At 32.3% G+C, this 22,071-nt stretch carries 22 protein-coding genes; 19 read left to right on the top strand and 3 right to left on the bottom strand.

The window, feature by feature from the left end; genetic code table 11:
- Position 1 precedes the first annotated feature (1 nt).
- The 16 genes from rplO (at position 2) to BT107_RS07455 (ending at position 14,064) form a co-directional block, all read left to right on the top strand.
- Positions 2 to 454 carry a 50S ribosomal protein L15 gene (rplO, locus tag BT107_RS07530; protein WP_072303180.1) on the top strand — a complete coding sequence of 151 codons (453 nt, stop codon included), beginning with the start codon at positions 2 to 4 and terminating at the stop codon, positions 452 to 454.
- A gap of 14 nt (positions 455 to 468) precedes the next feature.
- Positions 469 to 1,812: a preprotein translocase subunit SecY gene (secY, locus tag BT107_RS07525; protein WP_072303179.1), complete on the top strand. Its 1,344-nt coding sequence runs from the start codon at positions 469 to 471 to the stop codon at positions 1,810 to 1,812.
- Positions 1,813 to 1,815: 3 nt separating this feature from the next.
- Positions 1,816 to 2,031 (top strand): translation initiation factor IF-1, encoded by a 216-nt coding sequence (infA, locus tag BT107_RS07520; protein WP_013305172.1) that lies wholly within the window; start codon positions 1,816 to 1,818, stop codon positions 2,029 to 2,031.
- A 1-nt stretch (position 2,032) separates the two neighbouring features.
- Positions 2,033 to 2,149, top strand: coding sequence for a type B 50S ribosomal protein L36 (ykgO, locus tag BT107_RS07515; protein ID WP_013621733.1), 117 nt, complete (start codon positions 2,033 to 2,035; stop codon positions 2,147 to 2,149).
- A 2-nt stretch (positions 2,150 to 2,151) separates the two neighbouring features.
- Positions 2,152 to 2,526, top strand: a complete 375-nt coding sequence (gene rpsM, locus BT107_RS07510; protein ID WP_072303178.1) for a 30S ribosomal protein S13 — start codon at positions 2,152 to 2,154, stop codon at positions 2,524 to 2,526.
- A 99-nt stretch (positions 2,527 to 2,625) separates the two neighbouring features.
- Entirely contained in the window at positions 2,626 to 3,018 is a 393-nt protein-coding gene (gene rpsK, locus BT107_RS07505; RefSeq protein ID WP_013621735.1) for a 30S ribosomal protein S11, read from the top strand.
- Between the two features lie 97 nt (positions 3,019 to 3,115).
- Positions 3,116 to 3,721 (top strand): 30S ribosomal protein S4, encoded by a 606-nt coding sequence (rpsD, locus tag BT107_RS07500; protein ID WP_072303177.1) that lies wholly within the window; start codon positions 3,116 to 3,118, stop codon positions 3,719 to 3,721.
- Between the two features lie 16 nt (positions 3,722 to 3,737).
- Positions 3,738 to 4,730 carry a DNA-directed RNA polymerase subunit alpha gene (locus tag BT107_RS07495; RefSeq protein ID WP_072303176.1) on the top strand — a complete coding sequence of 331 codons (993 nt, stop codon included), beginning with the start codon at positions 3,738 to 3,740 and terminating at the stop codon, positions 4,728 to 4,730.
- 37 nt (positions 4,731 to 4,767) lie between these two features.
- Positions 4,768 to 5,256, top strand: coding sequence for a 50S ribosomal protein L17 (gene rplQ / locus BT107_RS07490; RefSeq protein ID WP_072303175.1), 489 nt, complete (start codon positions 4,768 to 4,770; stop codon positions 5,254 to 5,256).
- 110 nt (positions 5,257 to 5,366) lie between these two features.
- Positions 5,367 to 6,479, top strand: a complete 1,113-nt coding sequence (carA, locus tag BT107_RS07485) for a glutamine-hydrolyzing carbamoyl-phosphate synthase small subunit (protein ID WP_072303174.1) — start codon at positions 5,367 to 5,369, stop codon at positions 6,477 to 6,479.
- A gap of 130 nt (positions 6,480 to 6,609) precedes the next feature.
- On the top strand, positions 6,610 to 7,902 hold the full coding sequence (gene eno / locus BT107_RS07480) for a phosphopyruvate hydratase (RefSeq protein WP_072303173.1): 1,293 nt from the start codon (positions 6,610 to 6,612) through the stop codon (positions 7,900 to 7,902).
- Positions 7,903 to 8,140: 238 nt separating this feature from the next.
- Complete coding sequence (locus tag BT107_RS07475) at positions 8,141 to 9,424, top strand: citrate synthase (protein ID WP_072303172.1); 1,284 nt, start codon at positions 8,141 to 8,143, stop codon at positions 9,422 to 9,424.
- A gap of 116 nt (positions 9,425 to 9,540) precedes the next feature.
- On the top strand, positions 9,541 to 10,452 hold the full coding sequence (locus tag BT107_RS07470; protein ID WP_072303171.1) for a dimethylarginine dimethylaminohydrolase family protein: 912 nt from the start codon (positions 9,541 to 9,543) through the stop codon (positions 10,450 to 10,452).
- A 17-nt stretch (positions 10,453 to 10,469) separates the two neighbouring features.
- Positions 10,470 to 11,402 carry a citrulline utilization hydrolase CtlX gene (gene ctlX, locus BT107_RS07465; protein WP_072303170.1) on the top strand — a complete coding sequence of 311 codons (933 nt, stop codon included), beginning with the start codon at positions 10,470 to 10,472 and terminating at the stop codon, positions 11,400 to 11,402.
- 58 nt (positions 11,403 to 11,460) lie between these two features.
- Positions 11,461 to 13,236: an arginine--tRNA ligase gene (argS, locus tag BT107_RS07460; protein ID WP_072303169.1), complete on the top strand. Its 1,776-nt coding sequence runs from the start codon at positions 11,461 to 11,463 to the stop codon at positions 13,234 to 13,236.
- A gap of 15 nt (positions 13,237 to 13,251) precedes the next feature.
- Positions 13,252 to 14,064 carry a zinc-dependent peptidase gene (locus BT107_RS07455; protein ID WP_072303168.1) on the top strand — a complete coding sequence of 271 codons (813 nt, stop codon included), beginning with the start codon at positions 13,252 to 13,254 and terminating at the stop codon, positions 14,062 to 14,064.
- Here BT107_RS07455 and BT107_RS07450 read toward each other — a convergent pair.
- The 3 genes from BT107_RS07450 to BT107_RS07440 form a co-directional block, all read right to left on the bottom strand.
- Positions 14,061 to 16,595 (bottom strand): TonB-dependent receptor, encoded by a 2,535-nt coding sequence (locus BT107_RS07450; RefSeq protein ID WP_072303167.1) that lies wholly within the window; start codon positions 16,593 to 16,595, stop codon positions 14,061 to 14,063. The genes BT107_RS07455 and BT107_RS07450 overlap by 4 nt on opposite strands.
- On the bottom strand, positions 16,582 to 17,490 hold the full coding sequence (locus BT107_RS07445) for a FecR family protein (protein ID WP_072303781.1): 909 nt from the start codon (positions 17,488 to 17,490) through the stop codon (positions 16,582 to 16,584). Before BT107_RS07445 ends, BT107_RS07450 begins: the two co-directional genes overlap by 14 nt.
- Before the next feature lie 95 nt (positions 17,491 to 17,585).
- Entirely contained in the window at positions 17,586 to 18,098 is a 513-nt protein-coding gene (locus BT107_RS07440; RefSeq protein ID WP_072303166.1) for an RNA polymerase sigma factor, read from the bottom strand.
- 140 nt (positions 18,099 to 18,238) lie between these two features.
- On the opposite strand from BT107_RS07440, the gene BT107_RS07435 reads away from it, so the two are divergent.
- From BT107_RS07435 to BT107_RS07425, 3 genes are all read left to right on the top strand, one after another.
- Positions 18,239 to 19,621, top strand: coding sequence for a hypothetical protein (locus tag BT107_RS07435; protein ID WP_244543108.1), 1,383 nt, complete (start codon positions 18,239 to 18,241; stop codon positions 19,619 to 19,621).
- Positions 19,622 to 19,754: 133 nt separating this feature from the next.
- Positions 19,755 to 21,095 (top strand): signal recognition particle protein, encoded by a 1,341-nt coding sequence (gene ffh, locus BT107_RS07430; RefSeq protein ID WP_072303780.1) that lies wholly within the window; start codon positions 19,755 to 19,757, stop codon positions 21,093 to 21,095.
- A gap of 56 nt (positions 21,096 to 21,151) precedes the next feature.
- Complete coding sequence (locus tag BT107_RS07425) at positions 21,152 to 22,039, top strand: bifunctional 5,10-methylenetetrahydrofolate dehydrogenase/5,10-methenyltetrahydrofolate cyclohydrolase (RefSeq protein ID WP_072303164.1); 888 nt, start codon at positions 21,152 to 21,154, stop codon at positions 22,037 to 22,039.
- Positions 22,040 to 22,071: the final 32 nt, after the last annotated feature.

Below are 22,071 nucleotides of genomic sequence, written 5' to 3'. Positions count from 1 at the left end.
GATGAATTTAAGTAATTTAACACCTGCAGAAGGTGCTGTTAATAAAGCAGGTAAAATCATAGGTAGGGGACAAGGTTCTGGTAAAGGTGGTACTGCTACTAGAGGGCACAAAGGTGCAAAATCTAGATCAGGTTACTCTAAGAAAATTGGTTTCGAAGGAGGGCAGATGCCGTTACAAAGACGTGTGCCTAAGTTTGGTTTTACAAACATCAATAGAAAAGAATACCAAGGTATTAATTTAGAGAAATTACAAGAGTTGGTAGAAAAAGGAACTATAAAAGATGTAGTTACTTTTGAAACTCTTATAGAGAATAGATTAGTAAGAAAAAATGATTTGGTTAAGATTTTAGGAGGTGGTGAATTAAAAGCTACACTTAAAATTTCTGCTCACAAATTTACTGCATCTGCTAAGCAAGCTATTGAAGCTGCTGGAGGAGAAGCAATAAGTCTTTAATCACTAAATAGAAGATGAAGAAATTTTTTGATACCATATCCAATATTTGGAAAATAGAAGAGTTAAGAAATAGAATTATTATTACACTTACTTTACTATTAGTATACCGTTTTGGTGCTCAAATTGCACTACCAGGGATAGACTCTCAGGAATTGGGTAATTTACAATCGGGTACAGAACAAGGTATATTTGGTTTATTAAATGCATTTACAGGTGGGGCTTTTGCCAAGGCATCTGTTTTTGCGTTGGGTATAATGCCTTATATTTCTGCATCTATTGTAGTACAGTTAATGGGTATAGCTATACCTTACCTTCAAAAGTTACAGAAAGAAGGTGAGAGTGGTAGAAAGACTATTAATCAAATTACAAGATGGTTAACTATAGCTATTTGTATTGTGCAGGCTCCAGCTTACCTTTTAGGTTTAGGTGCATTTGGTGTTCCTGATGCTGCTTTTGTTATGGGTAAAGGATTAGATTTTATGATCCCTGCTGTTATAATATTAGTAACAGGTACTGTGTTTGCAATGTGGTTAGGTGAGAAGATTACTGATAAAGGTATTGGTAACGGTATATCATTACTTATTATGGTTGGTATTATTGCAACAATGCCTCAGGCATTTATGCAAGAAGTAGCATCTAGAACAGGAGAAAATAGTGGTGGACCAATGTTAATACTTGTAGAAGTGATTTTATGGTTCTTAGTTATTTTGGCCTCTGTATTGGTTATTATGGCGACTCGCCAAATACCTGTACAGTACGCAAGAAGAACAGCTTCTGGTGGTTATGAAAAGAATATTACAGGATCTAGACAATATATTCCTTTAAAATTAAATGCATCTGGTGTAATGCCAATTATATTTGCTCAAGCTTTAATGTTTTTGCCAGGTATGATAGGTAAGTATTTTAATACTTCATCAATAGGTTCATGGTTAGAGGTTCAGTTTCAAGATCCTTTTGGATTAGCTTATAATTTATTGTTTGCTTTTCTTATTATAGTATTCACATATTTCTATACAGCCATTACAGTTCCAACAAATAAAATGGCTGATGACTTAAAAAGAAGCGGCGGATTTGTACCAGGGACAAGGCCTGGGAAAGAAACTGCAGATTTTTTAGATAAAATTATGTCATTAATTACGTTACCAGGATCTATTTTCTTAGCTTTGCTCGCTGTTTTACCAGCGATTGTTGTACAATTGTTAGGAATTACAGGAAATTGGGCAATGTTTTATGGTGGTACATCACTGTTAATTATGGTAGGTGTGGCAATAGATACAGTTCAACAAGTGAATTCATATTTGTTAAATAGACATTATGATGGCTTAATGAAGAGTGGTAAAAATAGAAAAGTAGCATAAGTTATGGCTAAACAAGCAGCGATAGAGCAAGACGGATCTATAATTGAAGCATTATCAAATGCAATGTTCCGCGTAGAGTTAGAAAACGGACACGTGGTTACAGCGCATATATCTGGAAAGATGAGAATGCATTATATTAAATTATTACCAGGTGATAAGGTGAAATTAGAAATGAGCCCTTATGACTTGACTAAAGCAAGAATTACATATAGATATTAAGATGAAAGTAAGAGCATCAATAAAAAAGAGAAGTGCCGAGTGCAAAATAGTGCGCAGAAAAGGACGGTTGTACGTAATTAATAAAAAGAATCCTAGATTTAAACAAAGACAAGGGTAATTATGGCAAGAATTGCAGGTGTAGATATACCAAAACAGAAAAGAGGAGTTATCGCTTTAACCTATATATTTGGTTTAGGTAGAAGTAGAGCTAAAGAGATTTTAGCTAAAGCCCAAGTTAGTGAGGATACAAAAGTATCAGATTGGAATGATGACGAAATAGGTCGTATTCGTGATGCAGTATCTGAGTTTACAATTGAAGGTGAGTTACGTTCAGAAATTCAGTTAAGCATTAAGCGCTTAATGGATATAGGATGTTACAGAGGAATTCGTCATAGATCTGGCTTACCATTAAGAGGTCAAAGAACTAAGAATAACTCTAGAACTAGAAAAGGTAAAAGAAAAACTGTTGCTAACAAGAAAAAAGCAACTAAATAATTAAAAGTCATTAGTATTTAGAAGTTGGATTGAGTCTGCTTGAAATGTAAAAGTTTAGGATTCTAATACTAACAACTAACAACTAAAAACTAGAAAAATATGGCAAAGTCAAATACAAAAACAGCTAAAAAACGTAAAGTTATAGTTGAGTCAGTTGGGGAAGCTCACGTGACTGCATCTTTTAACAACATCATTATTTCTTTGACAAATAAAAAAGGAGACGTAATCTCTTGGTCATCTGCCGGTAAAATGGGTTTCAGAGGATCTAAGAAGAATACTCCTTATGCTGCGCAAGTAGCATCAGAAGATTGTGCTAAAGTTGCACATGAAGCTGGTCTTAGAAAAGTAAAAGTTTACGTTAAAGGCCCAGGTAATGGTAGAGAATCTGCTATTCGTGCAATCCACAATTCAGGAATTGAAGTAACAGAGATTATTGATGTTACTCCATTACCACACAATGGTTGTAGACCTCCAAAAAGAAGAAGAGTTTAATTAATTTAATAGCCCAATGGGCATTTCACAGAAAGTGTAATTACGATTATCGAAGGATAAGCCTTAATTCATAGTCTCACTTTCAAAATTTTAGAAAATGGCAAGATATACAGGACCTAAAACTAAGATCGCACGTAAATTCGGAGAAGCGATATTTGGAGAAGATAAGTCTTTTGAAAAAAAGAATTACCCTCCAGGACAACACGGTAACAATAGACGTCGTGGTAAAAAATCTGAATATGCGATCCAGTTAATGGAAAAGCAAAAAGCTAAATATTCTTACGGAATTTTAGAAAAACAATTTAGAAACCTATTTGCTAAAGCAAATAGTAGTAAAGGAGTTACTGGTGAAGTATTACTTCAATTATGTGAATCTCGTTTAGATAACGTTGTTTACAGAATGGGTGTTTCTAACTCAAGAAGAGGAGCAAGACAATTAGTTTCTCACCGTCACATTACAGTAAACGGTAATTTGGTAAACATACCATCTTATTCTTTAAAACCAGGAGATGTTGTTGGTGTTAGAGAAAAATCAAAATCATTATCTGCTATACAAGATTCATTGGCTGCAAATAGCCGTGTTTATGAGTGGATAACTTGGAATACTGAGAAGAGTGAAGGTACTTACGTATCTATCCCTGAAAGAGTTCAGATTCCAGAAAACATCAAAGAACAACTAATCGTCGAGTTATACTCTAAATAAACAACCTGATTCAACTATGGCATTATTAAATTTTCAGAAGCCCGATAAAGTTATAATGATCGATTCTACCGATTTTGAAGGGAAATTTGAATTCCGTCCTTTAGAGCCTGGTTATGGATTGACTGTTGGAAACGCATTAAGAAGAGTATTACTTTCTGCTTTAGAAGGTTTTGCTATCACTTCTGTAAGAATGGATAAAGTAGAACATGAGTTCTCTGTTATTCCAGGTGTTGTTGAAGACGTTACAGAAATGATTTTGAACTTAAAACAAGTTCGTTTTAAGAGACAAATAGAAGATGTAGAGACTGAAACAGTTTCAATTTCTGTAAGTGGAAAAAATCAGTTAACTGCGGGTGATTTTCAGAAATTTATTTCTGGGTACCAAGTATTAAATCCTGATTTAGTAATTTGTAATATGGATGCTAAAGTTAGCATTAATATGGAAATTGTTATTGAAAAAGGAAGAGGATACGTACCAGCAGAAGAGAATAAAAAGCCTGGTGCTGCAATAGGAACTATTCCAATTGATTCTATCTTTACACCTATTAAGAATGTAAAGTATAGTATTGAGAACTATCGTGTTGAGCAAAAAACTGATTATGAAAAATTAGTTTTTGAAATCAGTAGCGATGGATCAATAAATCCTAAAGATGCTTTAACAGAAGCTGCAAAGGTTTTAATTCATCACTTTATGTTATTCTCTGATGAGCGTATTACGTTAGAAGCTGATGAAATAGCTCAGACAGAAACATATGATGAGGAATCATTACACATGCGTCAGTTGTTAAAAACTAAATTAGTAGATATGGATCTTTCGGTTCGTGCTCTAAATTGTTTGAAAGCAGCAGAAGTAGATACATTAGGAGATTTAGTTTCTTTCAATAAAAACGACCTTATGAAGTTTAGAAACTTCGGTAAAAAGTCATTAACTGAATTAGAAGAGTTAGTGATTAATAAAGGGTTAAGTTTTGGAATGGACTTATCAAAATATAAATTGGATAAAGATTAATTTTATTTCCATTAAAGGAAATATATAAGATATTACAATGAGACACGGTAAAAAAGTTAATCATTTAGGAAGAAAAGCTGCGCATAGAAAAGCTATGTTAGCAAATATGGCTTGTTCTTTAATTGAGCACAAAAGAATTAACACTACTGTTGCTAAAGCAAAAGCTTTAAAACAATTTGTAGAGCCTTTAATTACAAAATCAAAGGCAGAAAACAATCAGTCTGTAGAGAAAGGAACTCACAACAGACGTATAGTGTTTAAAAACTTAAGAGATAAGTACGCAGTTACAACCTTATTTGGTGAAGTTTCTTCTAAAATAGGAGATAGACCAGGTGGTTATACAAGAATTATTAAGCTTGGTAACAGATTAGGTGATAATGCTGATATGGCTCTAATAGAATTAGTAGATTTTAATGAAATCTACACTGTTGGTAAGCCAGTAGAAAAGAAGAAATCTAGAAGAGGTAGAAGTAAGAAGGCAGTAGCGCCAGTTACAGAAACAAAATCAGATGATTCAGAAGAATAAAATAATGATTTTATTTTTTTAAATATTCAAAAGGGATAGACTTATAGTCTGTCCCTTTTTTTTGTGTTAAATTTGTAGAGTAGAAATAATAAGGATTAAATTTTTATAGGGTGAAATATCAAACAAAAAGAAAAGCGCTAATACTATTGGCAGATGGTACAATTTTCCACGGTAAAGCTGTAGGCGATGCAACAGGTACTGCATTTGGAGAAGTATGTTTTAATACTGGTATGACAGGTTATCAAGAAATATTTACAGACCCATCTTATTTTGGACAACTAATGGTAACCACCAATGCTCATATTGGTAATTATGGTACTAACAAAGAAGAAGTAGAGTCTAATTCTGTTAAGATTTCTGGTCTTATTTGTAAAAACTTCAGTTATGACTATTCTAGAGTTGATGCTGATGCTAGTTTACAAGAATTTTTAAATGATAGTAATCTTTTTGCTATATCTGATGTTGATACTAGAGCCCTAGTAAGCTATATTAGAGATAATGGTTCTATGAATGCTGTTATAACTACTGAAGTTGATAATATTGAAAATTTAAAAGAGCAATTAGCTAAAATACCTAGTATGGAAGGCTTAGAGTTGTCTTCTAAGGTTTCTACTAAGGAGCCATATTTCTATGGTGATGAAAATGCAACTTACAAGATAGCAGCTTTAGACATAGGTATTAAGAAGAATATACTTAGAAACTTAGCTAAAAGAGATGCATACATTAAGGTTTTTCCATATAATGCTTCTTATGAAGATCTAAAGGCTTTTAATCCTGATGGGTATTTTATTTCTAATGGACCTGGTGATCCAGAACCCTTAACAGATGCAATACAGACAGCAAAAGATATTATAGCGAATAATAATACATTGTTCGGTATTTGTTTGGGTCATCAAGTTATTGCATTGGCAAACGGAATATCTACTTATAAAATGCATAATGGTCATAGAGGAATTAATCACCCTGTTATGAACATTACTACTGGTAAAGGTGAAATTACGTCTCAAAATCACGGTTTTGCAATTAATAGAGAGGAAACTGAAGCTAATAGCGAGCTAGAAATTACACATACGCATCTTAATGACCACACTGTAGCTGGTATTAAAATGAAAAATAAAAATGTATTTTCTGTTCAGTATCATCCTGAAGCTAGTCCAGGGCCAAACGATTCTAATTATTTGTTTGACAATTTTTTTGAATTAATAAAAAACAATCAGAACTAAATAATACGATATCGTTTTCGTTTAAATTATAGTTAATTCTTGATGTAGTTATCTTGTAAAGACCACAGAAACAGTATGGCTTTTGTATATTTACAATTAGATTATATCAACCTAAAAAAATAAAAATTCTATGAGTATTATCATAAATGTGCATGCTAGGCAAATATTAGATTCAAGAGGTAACCCTACTGTAGAAGTAGATGTTTATACAGAAAATGGTGTTTTAGGTAGAGCAGCAGTTCCTTCTGGAGCATCTACAGGAGAACATGAAGCTGTTGAATTAAGAGATGGTGGAGATATTTTTATGGGTAAAGGTGTTTTAAACGCTGTTACAAATGTAAATACTACTATTGCAGAGGAAATTGTTGGGATGTCTGTTTTTGAACAAAATCTAATAGACCAAACTATGATAGATTTAGATGGTACTCCAAACAAATCTAAATTAGGAGCTAATGCTATTTTAGGTGTTTCTTTAGCTGTTGCTAAAGCTGCGGCTAACGAAATGGGTATGCCTTTGTATAGATACGTTGGTGGTGTAAGTGCAAATACTTTGCCTGTACCAATGATGAATATTATTAATGGAGGTTCTCACTCTGATGCACCTATTGCTTTTCAAGAGTTTATGGTGATGCCAGTTAAAGCCAAAAACTTTACGCATGCAATGCAAATGGGAACAGAGATCTTTCATCACTTAAAGAAAGTTTTACATGATAGAGGTTTAAGTACTGCTGTTGGTGATGAAGGTGGTTTTGCTCCAAATTTAGCTGGTGGTACCGAAGATGCTTTAGATACTATAGCAAAAGCTGTTTCTAACGCAGGTTACAAGCTAGGTGATGAAATTATGATTGCATTAGATTGTGCTGCAGCAGAATTTTTCGTGGATGGTAAATATGACTACACTAAGTTTGAAGGAGATAAAGGTGTTATAAGATCTTCTGAGGAGCAAGCTCAATACTTAGCAGATCTATCAGCTAAATACCCTATTATATCTATTGAAGATGGTATGGATGAAAACGATTGGGATGGTTGGAAATCTTTAACAGAAAAAGTTGGTGATAAAGTACAACTTGTTGGTGATGATTTATTTGTTACTAATGTAGAGCGTTTATCTAAGGGTATAAAAAATAATATAGCAAATTCTATATTAATTAAAGTAAATCAAATAGGTACACTTACAGAAACTATTGCAGCTGTAACTATGGCTAAAAATGCTGGTTATACATCTGTAATGTCTCACCGTTCTGGTGAAACAGAAGATAATACAATTGCAGATTTAGCAGTAGCCTTAAATACAGGTCAAATTAAAACAGGTTCTGCTTCTAGGTCAGATCGTATGGCTAAGTACAATCAATTATTACGTATTGAAGAAGAATTAGGTTCTGTTGCATATTACCCGCAAATGGATGCTTTTAAAATAAAATAAGAATACTACTTTCTTATTATCAAAACCGCTCTATTATAGAGCGGTTTTTTTGTTATTATTACTAATACTATAAAAAATAGAGTGCTATTAATTCCTTTTTTATGCTAAACACAATCTGCAGCATATCTTTTGCCGAAAATAAGTGTTATTAAAACTATAAATAGTGATAACTAATTGATAAACTAGTGTCTTTTTCTTAAATTTACAATTAGATTAATAATATTAGTAAATTATACCAATGTCAGATAAAGTTACTTTAGAATTTAACGGAAATAAATACGATTTCCCAGTAGTAGAGGGCACAGAGAAAGAACAGGCCATAGATATAAAAACATTACGTTCTGCAACCGGTTTAACAACAATAGATCCAGGATTTAAAAATACAGGTTCTTGTGAAAGTGCCATAACATTTTTAGATGGAGAAAAAGGTATTTTAAGATACCGTGGCTACTCTATTGAAGAATTAGCTGAAAAAGCTGATTTCTTAGAAGTGGCATACTTATTAATCTTTGGAGAACTTCCAAATGATGAACAGTTAGCAAAATTTCATTCAGATATAAAAAAAGAATCTCATGTAGATGAGGAGATGAAGAAGATTTTAGATGGTTTTCCTAAGTCGGCACACCCAATGGGCGTGTTATCTTCTTTAACAAATGCATTAATAGCATTTAATCCATCTTCTGTAAATGTTTCTTCAGAAAGCGATATGTACCATGCAATCGTGAGAATCTTAGCAAAATTCCCAGTATTAGTTGCTTGGACTTTAAGAAAGAAGAAAGGTCTTCCTTTAGATTATGGAGATGATTCTTTAGGTTATGTAGAGAACATTCATAAAATGATGTTTAAAAGACCTAGTGAAGAGTATAAATGTAACAAGATTATAATAGATGCTTTAGATAAGCTATTAATTTTACATGCAGACCATGAGCAAAACTGTTCTACATCTACTGTAAGAATTGTAGGTTCTTCTCACGCAGGTTTATTTGCTTCATTATCTGCAGGTATTTCTGCACTATGGGGTCCATTACACGGTGGTGCTAATCAAGCTGTATTAGAAATGTTAGAGGCTATTGAGGCTGATGGTGGTGACACTAAAAAGTATATGGCTAAAGCAAAAGATAAAAATGATCCGTTTAGATTAATGGGCTTTGGACATAGAGTTTATAAAAACTTTGATCCTAGAGCTAAGATTATTAAAGTAGCTGCGGATGAAGTTTTAAACGATTTAGGTATTGATGATCCTATTTTAGCAATTGCTAAAGGTTTAGAAAAAGAAGCTTTAGAAGACCCTTACTTTGTAGATCGTAAATTATATCCTAATGTAGATTTCTACTCAGGGATTATTTACAGAGCTTTAGGTATACCTACAGAAATGTTTACAGTTATGTTTGCATTAGGTAGATTACCAGGTTGGATTGCTCAATGGAGAGAAATGAGATTAAATGGCGAGCCAATAGGTAGACCAAGACAAGTTTACGTAGGTGAAAACCTTAGACCTTTTGTTGAAGTTAACAAAAGATAAAAACAATACAAATATATTTTTAAAGCCTTTTTGTTTCTGCAAAAAGGCTTTATTATTTTACAGATTCTTATTTTAAGTTAGAGAAATACTTGCCATATTTGCAATAAAATTAGTTTATGCTTCAAATAAATGTGAAAAACGAAACTTCTAGATTAAAAACAGTTGTTTTGGGTACAGCAGAAAGTTGTGGTCCAACTCCAAAACCAGAAGACGCTTACGATCCTAAATCTTTAGAATATATTTTAGCTGGTACATATCCGTTAGAAAAAGAAATGGTAGAAGAAATGAGCGCCTTTGAAGCTGTTTTAAAAAAGTACGATGTACAGGTTTTAAGACCTAAGTTGCTTAAAGATTGTAATCAGATTTTTTCTAGAGATATAGCTTTTGTTATAGACGATGTTTTTTTTAGAGCTAATATTTTACCAGATAGAGAAGAAGAATATTTAGCAATACAGTACATAGTAGATCAGATTAATCCGGATAAGGTTATAGAACTTCCTGAAGAAGCACATATAGAAGGTGGTGATGTTATGCCTTGGAACAATCATATCTTTATTGGTACATATACAGCAGAGAATTATTCTCACCATATAACAGCCAGAACTAACAAATTGGCTGTAGATTATATCACTAAACTTTTTCCGAATAAAATAGTAAAGTCTTTTGAGTTACGTAAGTCTACTAATGCAAGAGAAAATGCATTGCATTTAGATTGTTGTTTTCAGCCTATAGGTAAAGACAAGGCTATTCTTCATAAAAACGGATTTTTAGTAGAAGAAGAGTACCAATGGTTGGTAGACTTTTTTGGAAAAGAAAATGTTTTTGAGATTACTAGCGACGAAATGTATCAGATGTTTAGTAATGTGTTTTCAATTTCAGAAGATGTTATTGTATCAGAAAAAAACTTTACAAGATTAAATAATTGGCTTAGAGAACAAGGTTTTACGGTAGAAGAAGTGCCATATGCAGAGATTTCTAAACAAGAAGGTTTGTTACGTTGTAGCACATTACCATTATTAAGAGAATAATATAATTAAGAATTACTATGCAAGTTACCAATACAATTTTAATGATAAGACCGGTTGGTTTTCGTAAAAACGAACAAACTGCGGTTAACAATTATTTTCAAGAAGATCTTGACATTAAAAATGCTGAAATAAACACAAAAGCGCAAGCTGAGTTTGACGCTTTTGTAAATGTATTACGCGCCAAAGGTGTAAACGTAATTGTTGTAGATGACACAAAAAGTCCAGATACTCCAGATTCTATTTTTCCTAATAATTGGGTTTCTTTTCATAGCAACGGTACTGTAGGTTTGTACCCTATGTATGCAGAGAACAGAAGAAATGAACGTAGAGAAGATATTTTAGAGACTTTAGAAGAACAAGGTTTTTCTATAGACCATACTATAGATTATACCAGTGCAGAAGATGAAAAATTATTTTTAGAAGGTACAGGTAGTATATTATTAGATAGAGTAAATGAAAAAGCATACTGTGCCTTGTCTGTAAGAGCAGATGAGGATTTGTTTATTGAATTCTGTGAAGATTTTGAGTATACACCAGTTGTTTTTACAGCATACCAATCTGTAGAAAATAAGCGTTTACCTATTTACCATACTAATGTAATGATGTGTTTAGCAGAAAAATTTTCTGTTATATGTTTAGATACTATAGATGATAAAAAGGAACGTAAAAATGTACTAAAGAACTTAAAGCAAGACGGTAAAGAAATTATAGAAATTACGGAAGAGCAAATGCATTCTTTTGCAGGTAATATGCTTCAGGTAATGGGGCAAGACAATAAACGTTACTTGGTAATGAGCTCTGCAGCTTATAATAGATTAACAGATAAACAAATTGCGACTATAGAGAAATCATCAGAAATTATACATAGTTCTTTAGAAACTATAGAAACTTGTGGTGGTGGTAGTGCAAGATGTATGATGGCAGAAGTATTTTTGCCAAAAACAAACTAAAATCGACCTAAGTAAAAAGATAAAAGCCGTAATTTTACAGGCTTAAATACAATTTATAATGAATATCCAAGAAGTGTTAACGCAAAAGGTAAAAGAAGCAGTTTTATCTATTTATAGTATAGAATTGCCAACTGTAGAATTTCAGCCAACAAGAAAAGATTTTGAAGGTGATGTAACTGTTGTTGTTTTTCCTATTCTGCGCTTTGTAAAGGGGAATCCTGCACAGATTGGAGAACAAATAGGTAGCTACCTAAAAGAAAACGTAGCCGAAGTAGAAAACTTTAATGTTGTTAAAGGGTTTTTAAATATTGTAATTAGCGATGCTTTTTACTTTAACTTTTTTAATGCTATTAAAGACACAGAAAATTACGGGTCTATAGCTGCTGTAGATGCTAATGCCGTTATGGTAGAATATTCTTCTCCTAACACAAATAAACCATTGCATTTAGGCCATATTAGAAATAATTTATTAGGTTACTCTGTTGCAGAAATAATAAAGGCTTCTGGTAAAAAAGTATATAAAACTCAGATTATTAACGACCGTGGTATACATATTTGTAAAAGTATGTTGGCTTGGAAACTTTTTGGAAACGGAGAGACTCCAGAAAGTACTGGTCTTAAGGGTGATAAATTAGTTGGTAATTACTACGTTAAGTTTGATAAGGAATACAAAGCACAAATAGCAGAATTAATTGCAGCTGGTACAGATGCTAAAGAGGCCGAAAAGCAAGCGCCAATTTTAGTTGAAGCTCAAGAAATGTTACGTAAGTGGGAGGCTGGTGATGCAGAAGTTGTTGCACTTTGGAAAAAAATGAACCAGTGGGTTTATAAAGGTTTTGAAGTTACTTATAAAAATTTAGGTGTAGATTTTGATACATATTATTATGAGAGCGAGACGTATCTTTTAGGTAAAAACATTGTAGATGAAGGTTTAGAAAAAGGTGTTTTCTTTAGAAAAGAAGATGGCAGTGTTTGGATAGATTTATCTGATGAAGGTTTAGACGAGAAAATTGTGCTACGTGCAGATGGTACAGCGGTTTATATGACGCAAGATATTGGTACAGCTATACAACGTGTTAAAGATCATCCAGATGTAAATGGTATGGTTTATACGGTAGGTAACGAGCAAGATTACCACTTTAATGTATTGTTTTTAATACTAAAGAAATTAGGTTTTACTTGGGCAGAACAGCTTTACCATTTAAGTTACGGTATGGTAGATTTACCTAGTGGAAAAATGAAGAGTAGAGAAGGTACCGTTGTAGATGCAGATGATTTAATGAAAGATATGACGGCTACTGCTGCTAGCATTTCTGAGGAATTAGGAAAGTTAGAGGGGTATTCTGATACAGAAAAAGAAGAGTTATATAGAATTATAGGTCTTGGAGCTTTAAAATACTACATACTAAAAGTAGATCCTAAAAAGCGTATTTTGTTTAATCCTGAAGAGTCTGTAGAATTTCAAGGAAATACAGGTCCTTTTATACAGTATACGTATGCTAGAATACAATCTATTTTAAGAAAATCGGATTTTGATTACTCTGTTGCGGTAGACGGAAACGAATTACAGGAAAAGGAAAAAGAGTTGCTAAAGCAAATGCAAATGTTTCCTTCTGTAATACAAAATGCTGCTCAAAATTACAGTCCAGCTTTAGTAGCAAATTACACGTATGATTTGGTTAAAGAGTTTAATTCTTTTTATCAAAACGTTCCAATTTTACCTGAAGAAGATTTACAAAAGAAAATATTTAGAGTACAGTTATCTAAAAAGGTGGGTGAGATTATAAAGTCAGCTTTTGCTTTATTAGGTATAGAAGTACCAGAACGTATGTAATTTTAAAATAATTAAATGAGTGATGATATAGGAGTTAGTATTTTTGGAATAATTGCTTTACTTGCTATAGTAGGTTACTTTATTTACATTTTATATTATATAGCCGATTTATATTTTTTTACACCATCTAAAGACACCATTAGATTGTCTGCTTTAGATGAACAATTAATAATTGAAAAATTACCAGCCTACTCATTGTTATCTCTTGAGCAAAAGAAAAAGTTTAAGAATAGGGTATCTAGGTTTAGAGCTAATAAGACTTTTGTCTTTGCAGAGAAAAGTGATAGAGACGAAGAAATAAAGCTGCTGTTGTCTGCAACAGCAGCTTTTTTAATGCTTGGTTTTAAGGATTACAGAATAGCCTCTATACGCAAGATTTTAATTTATCCTTCCGCTTATTTTTCTACCTTAACAAAGCAAAATCATTTAGGAGAATACAACCCGCAATTAAAAACATTGGTTTTTTCTGCAGAACATGTGTTAAGTGGTTTTGATGATGCTACAGATAATTTAAATCTGGGAGTACATGAGTTTGCACACGCACTGGTTTTTCATTTTAAAAAGGATTTAAAATTTACCGCTGTAAAATTTAGAAAGGGTCTTACTAAAATGAATAGACTTTTAGAAGATAAAGAGTTTTTGCAAAGAGTAGAGAGCACGCAGTATTTTAGACCGTATGCAATTACTAATATTCACGAGTTTTTTGCTGTTACTCTAGAGAATTACGTAGAGACACCATCAGATTTTGTTGCTACTTTTCCTGAGTTGTATCAAATAATGACACGGATGTTAAATTTTGAAGCGTTTAGTTTTCATAGCAAGCTTTAAAAACTAACTCTAAAACTAATATTTGGTGTAATACCTAAAGAGGCACTTTCTATAGTTTCAATTTCATCTTGTTCTGTAACTCTATAATACCTGTTTAAAATATTTTCCTTGTTTAAAATATTTAAAATAGATGCTCCAAAGGTGGCCTTACAAGTTTTATTTAATTTAAAATTATATAATGCAGATATATCTGCTCTTAAGTAATTAGGTAATCTGCTACTATTAGGCTCTTTGTAATTTATTTTAGTAGGGAAGCTAAATAAATCTAATGCATTTTCACCCTCTTTAGGTTCTGTATATGGTTTTCCTGAGTTGTAATTAATGCCTAAGCCAAATCTAAAATCTTTATAATTGTATGTGCCAGCAAAAGTTACTGTATGTGTAATATCTAGATTGTTTGGAAAAGTATTTGGGGTAATAGCTTTAAATGTATAGTTGTTTATATTGTAAGTGTAGCTTAGCCAAGTACTGTAACTGGTTGTTTTTTTATTAATTAAAAATTCAATACCAGTTATATTGTATTTTCCTATTTCTCCGTTAAACTGATCTTGGTTTTGGAATCCTTGTGTTTGTGTGCTTATGCCTTCTACATCTTTATAAAAGCCTTCTATTCCAATATACAGGCTGTTTTTGTCGTAATTAAAACCTAAGGATAATTGTTTACTTGTGGTAATTGGTAACTGATCTTCATCTGCCAGTATCCACCTTCTTTTTTCTACACCCAAAAAGTTTTGTTCTAAATCTATAATTTGATTGGTAGACTGACTCTTAAATTCGCCCAGAATATTGGCGTTAAAATGAGTTGCTAAATTGTAGTTTACATTTAAACGAGGCTCAACAATCCAGCGTTTAAATGTATTTATATTCTCTATGTGGTTTACCCGCACACCAGCTCTGGCATTTAACCTTGTCGATTTATAATCTATTTCAGAATAGATAGAATTGGTTCTAATAACTCCCTTTATATTTTTTCTATAAGGAGGTAAGGTAACGTTGGTAAGATTTAATATACCTGTTTCTATAAGTTGGTAACCATTAAGTAAACTAATCTTATTGGTAAGTTTGTAGTTGGTATTTAATTTTAATCCGTTTTCTAAAACTTTATTTGTTTGTTGTAGTTCTTGTTCTTTGTTATTAGATATTGCTTTGGTATTTAAATTGTAAGATGTACGATAAGCATTAACTTTTGTAGAGAATCTAGAGGTCCATCTACTTTCTAAGCTACCTCCAAAAGAAGTGTTTTGCTGGTCTAATTTGCTAAGTGCTGTTTCATTGTTGGCATTAGTTTCTTGATAGTCTAATGCATTATTCATATGAATAAAGCTGAATCTTAGCTTTTGTTTTTCTGTGATATTATATAAAACTTTTGCTGTAATATCATAAAAATAAAAATCTTCTTCTCTGGTGATGTCATTATTTGTAGTGTTTTTATCTATATCACTATCCTGAAAAGTTTTATCAAAATACCTATTGTAGGTTGGTGAGTTTAAAAAGTCTGTTATAGATCTTCTTGCAGAAAACTGAAAAGCCGACTTTTTTGTGATAGGTACTTGTGCATAGACATCTGCACTTATCATATTAAAACCACCACCTAAAAAAGAATTGTCTACTTTATTATTAGTACGCATGTCTATAACACTACTTATACCATCTCCAAATTGCGGACTAGTACCATTTTTTATAATGGTGACACTATTGGTTAAGTACGGGTTAAATGCTGAAATTAAACCTAAAAAATGCCCAGATTGATACATTTTTATATCTTCCCATAACACTAAGTTTTGGTCGTTTGTACCACCACGTACGTTTATGTCGGAAACAGTCTCGTTGCTACTTTTAATACCAGGTAAAGCTTGTACTGTTTGCAGTACGTCTGGTTCTATAAGTCCAGGTAAAATGCCAAAATTAGTTGTATTTAAAACTATACTACCGTCTTTAGATTTAGAAAGTCCGGTTGTTAAAAATTTAGAAACAATAACTTCTTTTAGTGCTACGTAGTGTTGACTTAATAAAAATGTTTTTATTGGGTTGTTACTATCTAATTCTTTTGCGCTTATATGCATTGTTTTAAAGCCAATAAAGCGTATTCTAAGTATAGCATCTTTAGGCACATTGTTAAGACTAAAATAGCCTGTAGCATCTGTAACTGTAGCTATGTTGCTTTCTAGTACTTCTATAGTGGCACCATTTACAGTGTTTTGCTCGTAATTATCTAAGATTTTAGCGTGTATGCTAATTGTATTTTCTTTTGATAACGCATAGTAACGCTCGTTTAACTTAGTTAGTGTTAAGTCTGTTTTTTTAGATATGTACTTTAAAATCTCTCCTAAACTAGTACTTGCGCTAGGTTGTATATTAAAAGATTCTATATCTTTATTTACATAAGATATTCTAATATTAAAATTTTGTTCTAGTTGTTGTATGTAGTTTAGTAATGGTACTACATTGTTGGTTTCTTGCGCAGTAGTTACTAAACTTAAGGCAAATAAAAGAAAGCAACAGAAAGATCTTAGAAAATTATTTTTCTGCATAAAACAACACCTTATTCTTCTCTAAGTTATAACTAATTTTAGAAGGTATGCTAATACTCTTTAAAGCAAGATCTAGATCCTTATTATTAAAAGAGCCGGTATAAAGTTGTTTTGTATTTACGTTTTCTGTAGTTACAGTTAAATTAAATTGTCTTTGTAGTTCATTTAAAACAAACTCTAATGGTATGCTTTTAAATGTACTTTCGTTTAATGTCCAAGATGGTACTAATGTTTTTACGTGACTTAAAGGTGCTATTTTACCGTTTACAACCATAAAAGAGGTTCCGCCTGGTACTTTGTAGTTTTTACCATTGTAATTTACATTTACAAGACCTTCATAACAAGTAACTTCAAAAAAGTTTGTCCTAGTTTCTATATTAAATTGTGTGCCTAAAACACTAATAGTTCCGTGATCTGTAGTAACTGTAAATTTTTCTCCTTTGGCAACTTTAAAAAAAGCTTCACCATCTAGGGATACATCTCTTTTTTTGTTCCATTGATTTTTATTGTATGCAATTTTAGACTCGGCATTTAAAAAAACCTCAGAGTTATCTGGTAAAGTTAATTCATTGTTTTGGGCATAATCTGTACTAATAGTTTGGTCTAATGTTGTTGTGTAATAATATCCTAAGCTGCATAAAAGTAATATTGCTGCAGCAATGCTTGCATATTTTTTAAACGGATTTAGTTTAACAACTTTAGCTTCTTTAGTTGCATTACGCTTAGCTTTAATTGCTTGTAAAGCTTTATTCTGGTTAAATTCTGGAGCTTTTAATTTATTAGATGCAGTTATAATTTTTTGGTAAGAAGTATACTCATCCGTTTTTTTAAATTGGATAATCTCTTCATCTGTTAACTCGTTATTTAGCCATTTAGCTAGGTAATTCTCTTGCATAACTTTTGCTTTACGTAGGTATAACAATATAGAAGTAAAAAACCCTACTTCTAAATTAATATTTTTTATTGGTATCTATAATGCTTGTTTGTATTTTAAATACCGTCTATATGTTCTCTAAGCGATTTTAGAGCTAAGTGCATTCTTTTTTCTATAGCTTTTACACTAACGCCTTCTAGTTCTGCAATTTCTGCATACTTCTTTTTATCAATTCTATTTAATAAAAAAGTTGTGCGTTGGTTTTCTGGTAAACTAGCGAGGGCATTATCTAATTTTTCCTGAAATTCTTTTTCTTCAAGTAGAAATTCGGGAGTTTCATTAGTTACACCTGTGTTTAGGTGGGCATATTTTAATCGTACTTTATCAGCCTTAATCATATTTAAATATAAATTATTGGCAATAGTATAAACGTAAGATTTTGCTTTGGTAGGAACTACTTTTGCGCAATTTTCCCATAACTTTACAAAAGCTTCTTGCACAGCATCATAAGCCTTTTCTTCATTCCCAAACTTATAATATATATAATTAAATACCGTTTTAGAATTGGTGGTAAAGATTTGGTTGTATACCTTTTCTTCGCAAACGTTAGTGTTGTTCTCTATATTCAAAACTAGATAGGTTTATTTTTTGCCAAAGGTATTTTAAAAAAATGATTTTATTGTGGTAGGGTATTTTTAGACTCAGTTGTTATAGAGCTATAAAAACAAAAATAAACCAAATTATTATGAAAAACTTTTTCACAAAATTTATGTTCGCAGCCCTACTTATGGGAACATTTACTTTAATCTCTTGTCAAGAAGAGTTTGAAGAATTGCCAGACAGTAATGATGGTAAAGCAATTGAAGCATCTTCTTCTACAGCAGCGTTAATTAAAGATACATCTTCAGAAGGTGGTCAAAACAACAGCATAGAGTGTATAGACTTTGTGTATCCTATAGATTTATTCAGTTTTAACATCAACCTAGAAATTACAAATACAGTAACGGTAAAGAATGATATTGAGCTAAGATTATTTTTTACAGGATTGGGAGAAAATGATATTGTTGGTATAGATTTTCCTATTACTCTAGAAAAGTACGATGGTACTAGGGTTGTTGTAAATAGTAATGCAGAATTGGCTGTAGTTCTAGAAGCAGCGAAAGATTCTTGTGACCCAGGCCAGATTGCACCTTGTAGTGATGGAGATATAAATGAAGCTTTATTAGGAGATTGTAGATTTAAAATAACAAATTTAGATGGTACTTTCTTTGAAGAATTATATATAGATTTTTCTAACAGTAATATTCACGCTTACGATGCTAATAATACAATAGCAGATGAAGGTAACTGGTCTTTACAGAGTGGAGTATTACAAATAAATAGCTTAAGTGCAACTTTAGGAAACTACATTGGTGATTGGAAAGTTATTAGTTGTGAAAATGACTCATTTAAATTGAAAAGAGGAGAAGAAACTATTGTTTTAACTAAAAGTTGTGAAGTAACAGGAGAATCTAATGAAGAAATAGAAAATATACTTGCCGAGTGTAAATGGGAGTTTGTGGTTCCTAGCAGCTCATCTATTGGTTTGTATAATGTTAAGTTTTTAGAAAACGGAGATGTTAAGTTTGTAGATGAAAACGGAGGTGTTTTTACTATAGATACTTTTACAACTTGGAAATTAGATGGCGGTGCTATTACTTTTTATAATGCTAATCAAGAATTGATTGCTGAAAAATGGAAAATATCATCATATTCAGCATCTCAAATGTATGTAGATATCTACAATGAGAATGAGCTAGTATACCAAAATGTATTGCAAAGAAAATGCGAAGATGGTACTGCTTGTAGTGATGCAGATATAAATGATGCTTTATTTGGAGGTTGTAAATTTAAAATTACAAATCTAGATGGTACTTTCTTTGAAGAATTATATATAGATTTTTCTAACAGTAATATTCACGCTTACGATGCTAACAATACAATAGCAGATGAAGGTGCTTGGTCTTTACAAAGCGGAGTGTTAAGTTTTGTAGCCTTAAGCTTAAAATTAGATAACTACAATGGAGAATGGGAAGTAATAGAATGTGGTACTGATTCATTTAAGTTAGAAAGAGGAGAAGAAATTATTGTCTTAACCAAAGAATGCGACTAGCAATAGTGCATTATAATTATGCTAAAGGGCAACTTTTTATAAGTTGCCCTTTTTTTGTGCTATATTTTTTGGCTTAAACCATACACTTCCCAATGTAATTATTAAATTTGCAATTCCAGAAAAAGGTAGACTTATGTTCAATAATTTAAGCGAAAAGTTAGATAAAGCGTTCCATGTACTAAAAGGACACGGGCAAATAACAGAAATTAATGTTGCAGAAACTTTAAAAGAAGTTCGTAGAGCTTTATTAGATGCCGATGTTAACTTTAAAATTGCAAAAGAATTTACCAATAAGGTAAAGGAAAAAGCACTAGGTCAAAACGTATTAACTAGCCTGCAACCAGGACAGTTAATGGTTAAGTTGGTAAAAGATGAGCTTACTGAGCTTATGGGTGGAGATGCAGAGGGTATAAACCTTTCTGGTACACCATCTATAATTCTTATGTCTGGTTTACAGGGTTCGGGTAAAACAACGTTTTCTGGTAAACTTGCCAATTATTTAAAAACTAAAAAAACTAAAAAGCCATTATTGGTAGCTTGTGATGTTTATCGTCCTGCTGCAATAGATCAGTTACACGTAGTTGGTGATCAAATAGGAGTAGACGTTTTTTCAGACCGTGGTAATACAGATCCTGTTGCCATTGCAGAAGCTGGTATAGCATATGCAAAAGCAAACGGACACAATGTAGTAATTATAGATACAGCTGGTCGTTTAGCAGTAGATGAAGAAATGATGAACGAGATTGCTAACGTTCATAAAGCAATTAAACCACAAGAAACATTATTTGTTGTAGATTCTATGACAGGTCAAGATGCTGTAAATACAGCAAAAGCCTTTAATGATGTTTTAAATTTTGATGGTGTAATACTTACCAAATTAGATGGTGATACACGTGGTGGTGCAGCAATATCTATTAAATCTGTAGTAACTAAGCCAATTAAATTTATAGGTACAGGTGAAAAAATGGATGCAATAGACGTTTTTCACCCATCTCGTATGGCAGAACGTATCCTAGGAATGGGAGATGTTGTTTCTTTAGTAGAACGTGCTCAAGAGCAGTTTGATGAAGAAGAAGCTCGTAAAATACAAAAGAAGATTGCCAAAAATAAATTTGGGTTCGATGATTTCTTAAAGCAAATTCAGCAGATTAAGAAAATGGGTAGCCTTAAAGATTTAATGGGAATGATACCTGGTGCTGGTAAAGCATTAAAAGGTATGGATATAGATGATGACGCATTTAAACACGTAGAAGCTATTATACATTCTATGACACCTGCAGAACGCGAAACACCAACTTTACTTAATGCTAGTCGTAAAAAAAGAATAGCTAGTGGTAGTGGTAGATCTGTACAAGAAGTAAATCAATTACTTAAGCAGTTTGATCAAATGAGTAAGATGATGAAGATGATGCAAGGCGGAGGCGGTAAAAAGATGATGCAAATGATGGGTGGTTTAAATGGAGGACGTCCATAATTTAAAAGTTTTAAAATATATACTCGTAGCTAAAAACCATCAATAAAAATCTAATAATGGAATTACTAGACGGAAAAAAAGTATCAAATCAGATTAAAGAAGAGATTACCGTTGAGGTAACCAAAATGAGAGAGCGTGGCGAAAAAGTACCACATTTAGCAGCAATAATTGTTGGTAGTGATGGGGCTAGCTTAACGTATGTTGGTAGTAAGGTACGCTCTTGTGAGCGTGTTGGTTTTGAGTCTACTTTAGTGCAAATGCCAAGTACTACTAGTGAAATAGAGTTGCTTCGTAAAATTGAAGAGCTTAACAATGACGATGAAATAGATGGTTTTATTGTACAGTTGCCATTGCCTCCACAAATAGATACACAAAAAGTACTTTTAGCTGTAGATCCAGATAAAGATGTAGATGGGTTTCACCCAACTAACTTTGGAAAAATGGCATTAGATATGAGTACGTTTATACCAGCAACTCCATTCGGAATTTTAGAGTTGTTAGAGCGTTACAAAGTAGATACAAAAGGAAAGCATACTGTAGTTATAGGTCGTAGCCATATTGTTGGTAGACCAATGAGTATTTTAATGGGGCGTAAAGGATGGCCAGGTAACTCTACCGTAACTTTAACGCACAGTGCTACAAAAAATATTACGCAAATTATCTCTCAGGCAGATATTGTAATTTCTGCGTTAGGTGTACCTAACTTTTTAAAAGCAGAAATGGTAAAAGATGATGCTGTAGTTATAGATGTTGGTATTACACGTGTTGCAGATGATACAAAACCAAAAGGATACTATATTACAGGAGATGTAGATTTTGAAAACGTAAGTAAAAAAGCATCTTTTATAACACCAGTTCCAGGTGGAGTAGGACCAATGACTATTGCAATGTTATTAAAGAATACATTATTAGCAAGAGAGCGTCATAGAAATGCTAACAGATAAAAATAAAATTAAGTTTTAGCTATAAAAGTTAA

Source organism: Cellulophaga fucicola (assembly GCF_900119145.1).
Lineage (GTDB): Bacteria > Bacteroidota > Bacteroidia > Flavobacteriales > Flavobacteriaceae > Cellulophaga > Cellulophaga fucicola.
The sequence above is the reverse complement of the archived record's forward strand: the minus strand, read 5'-3'. Positions and strand labels throughout refer to the sequence as shown.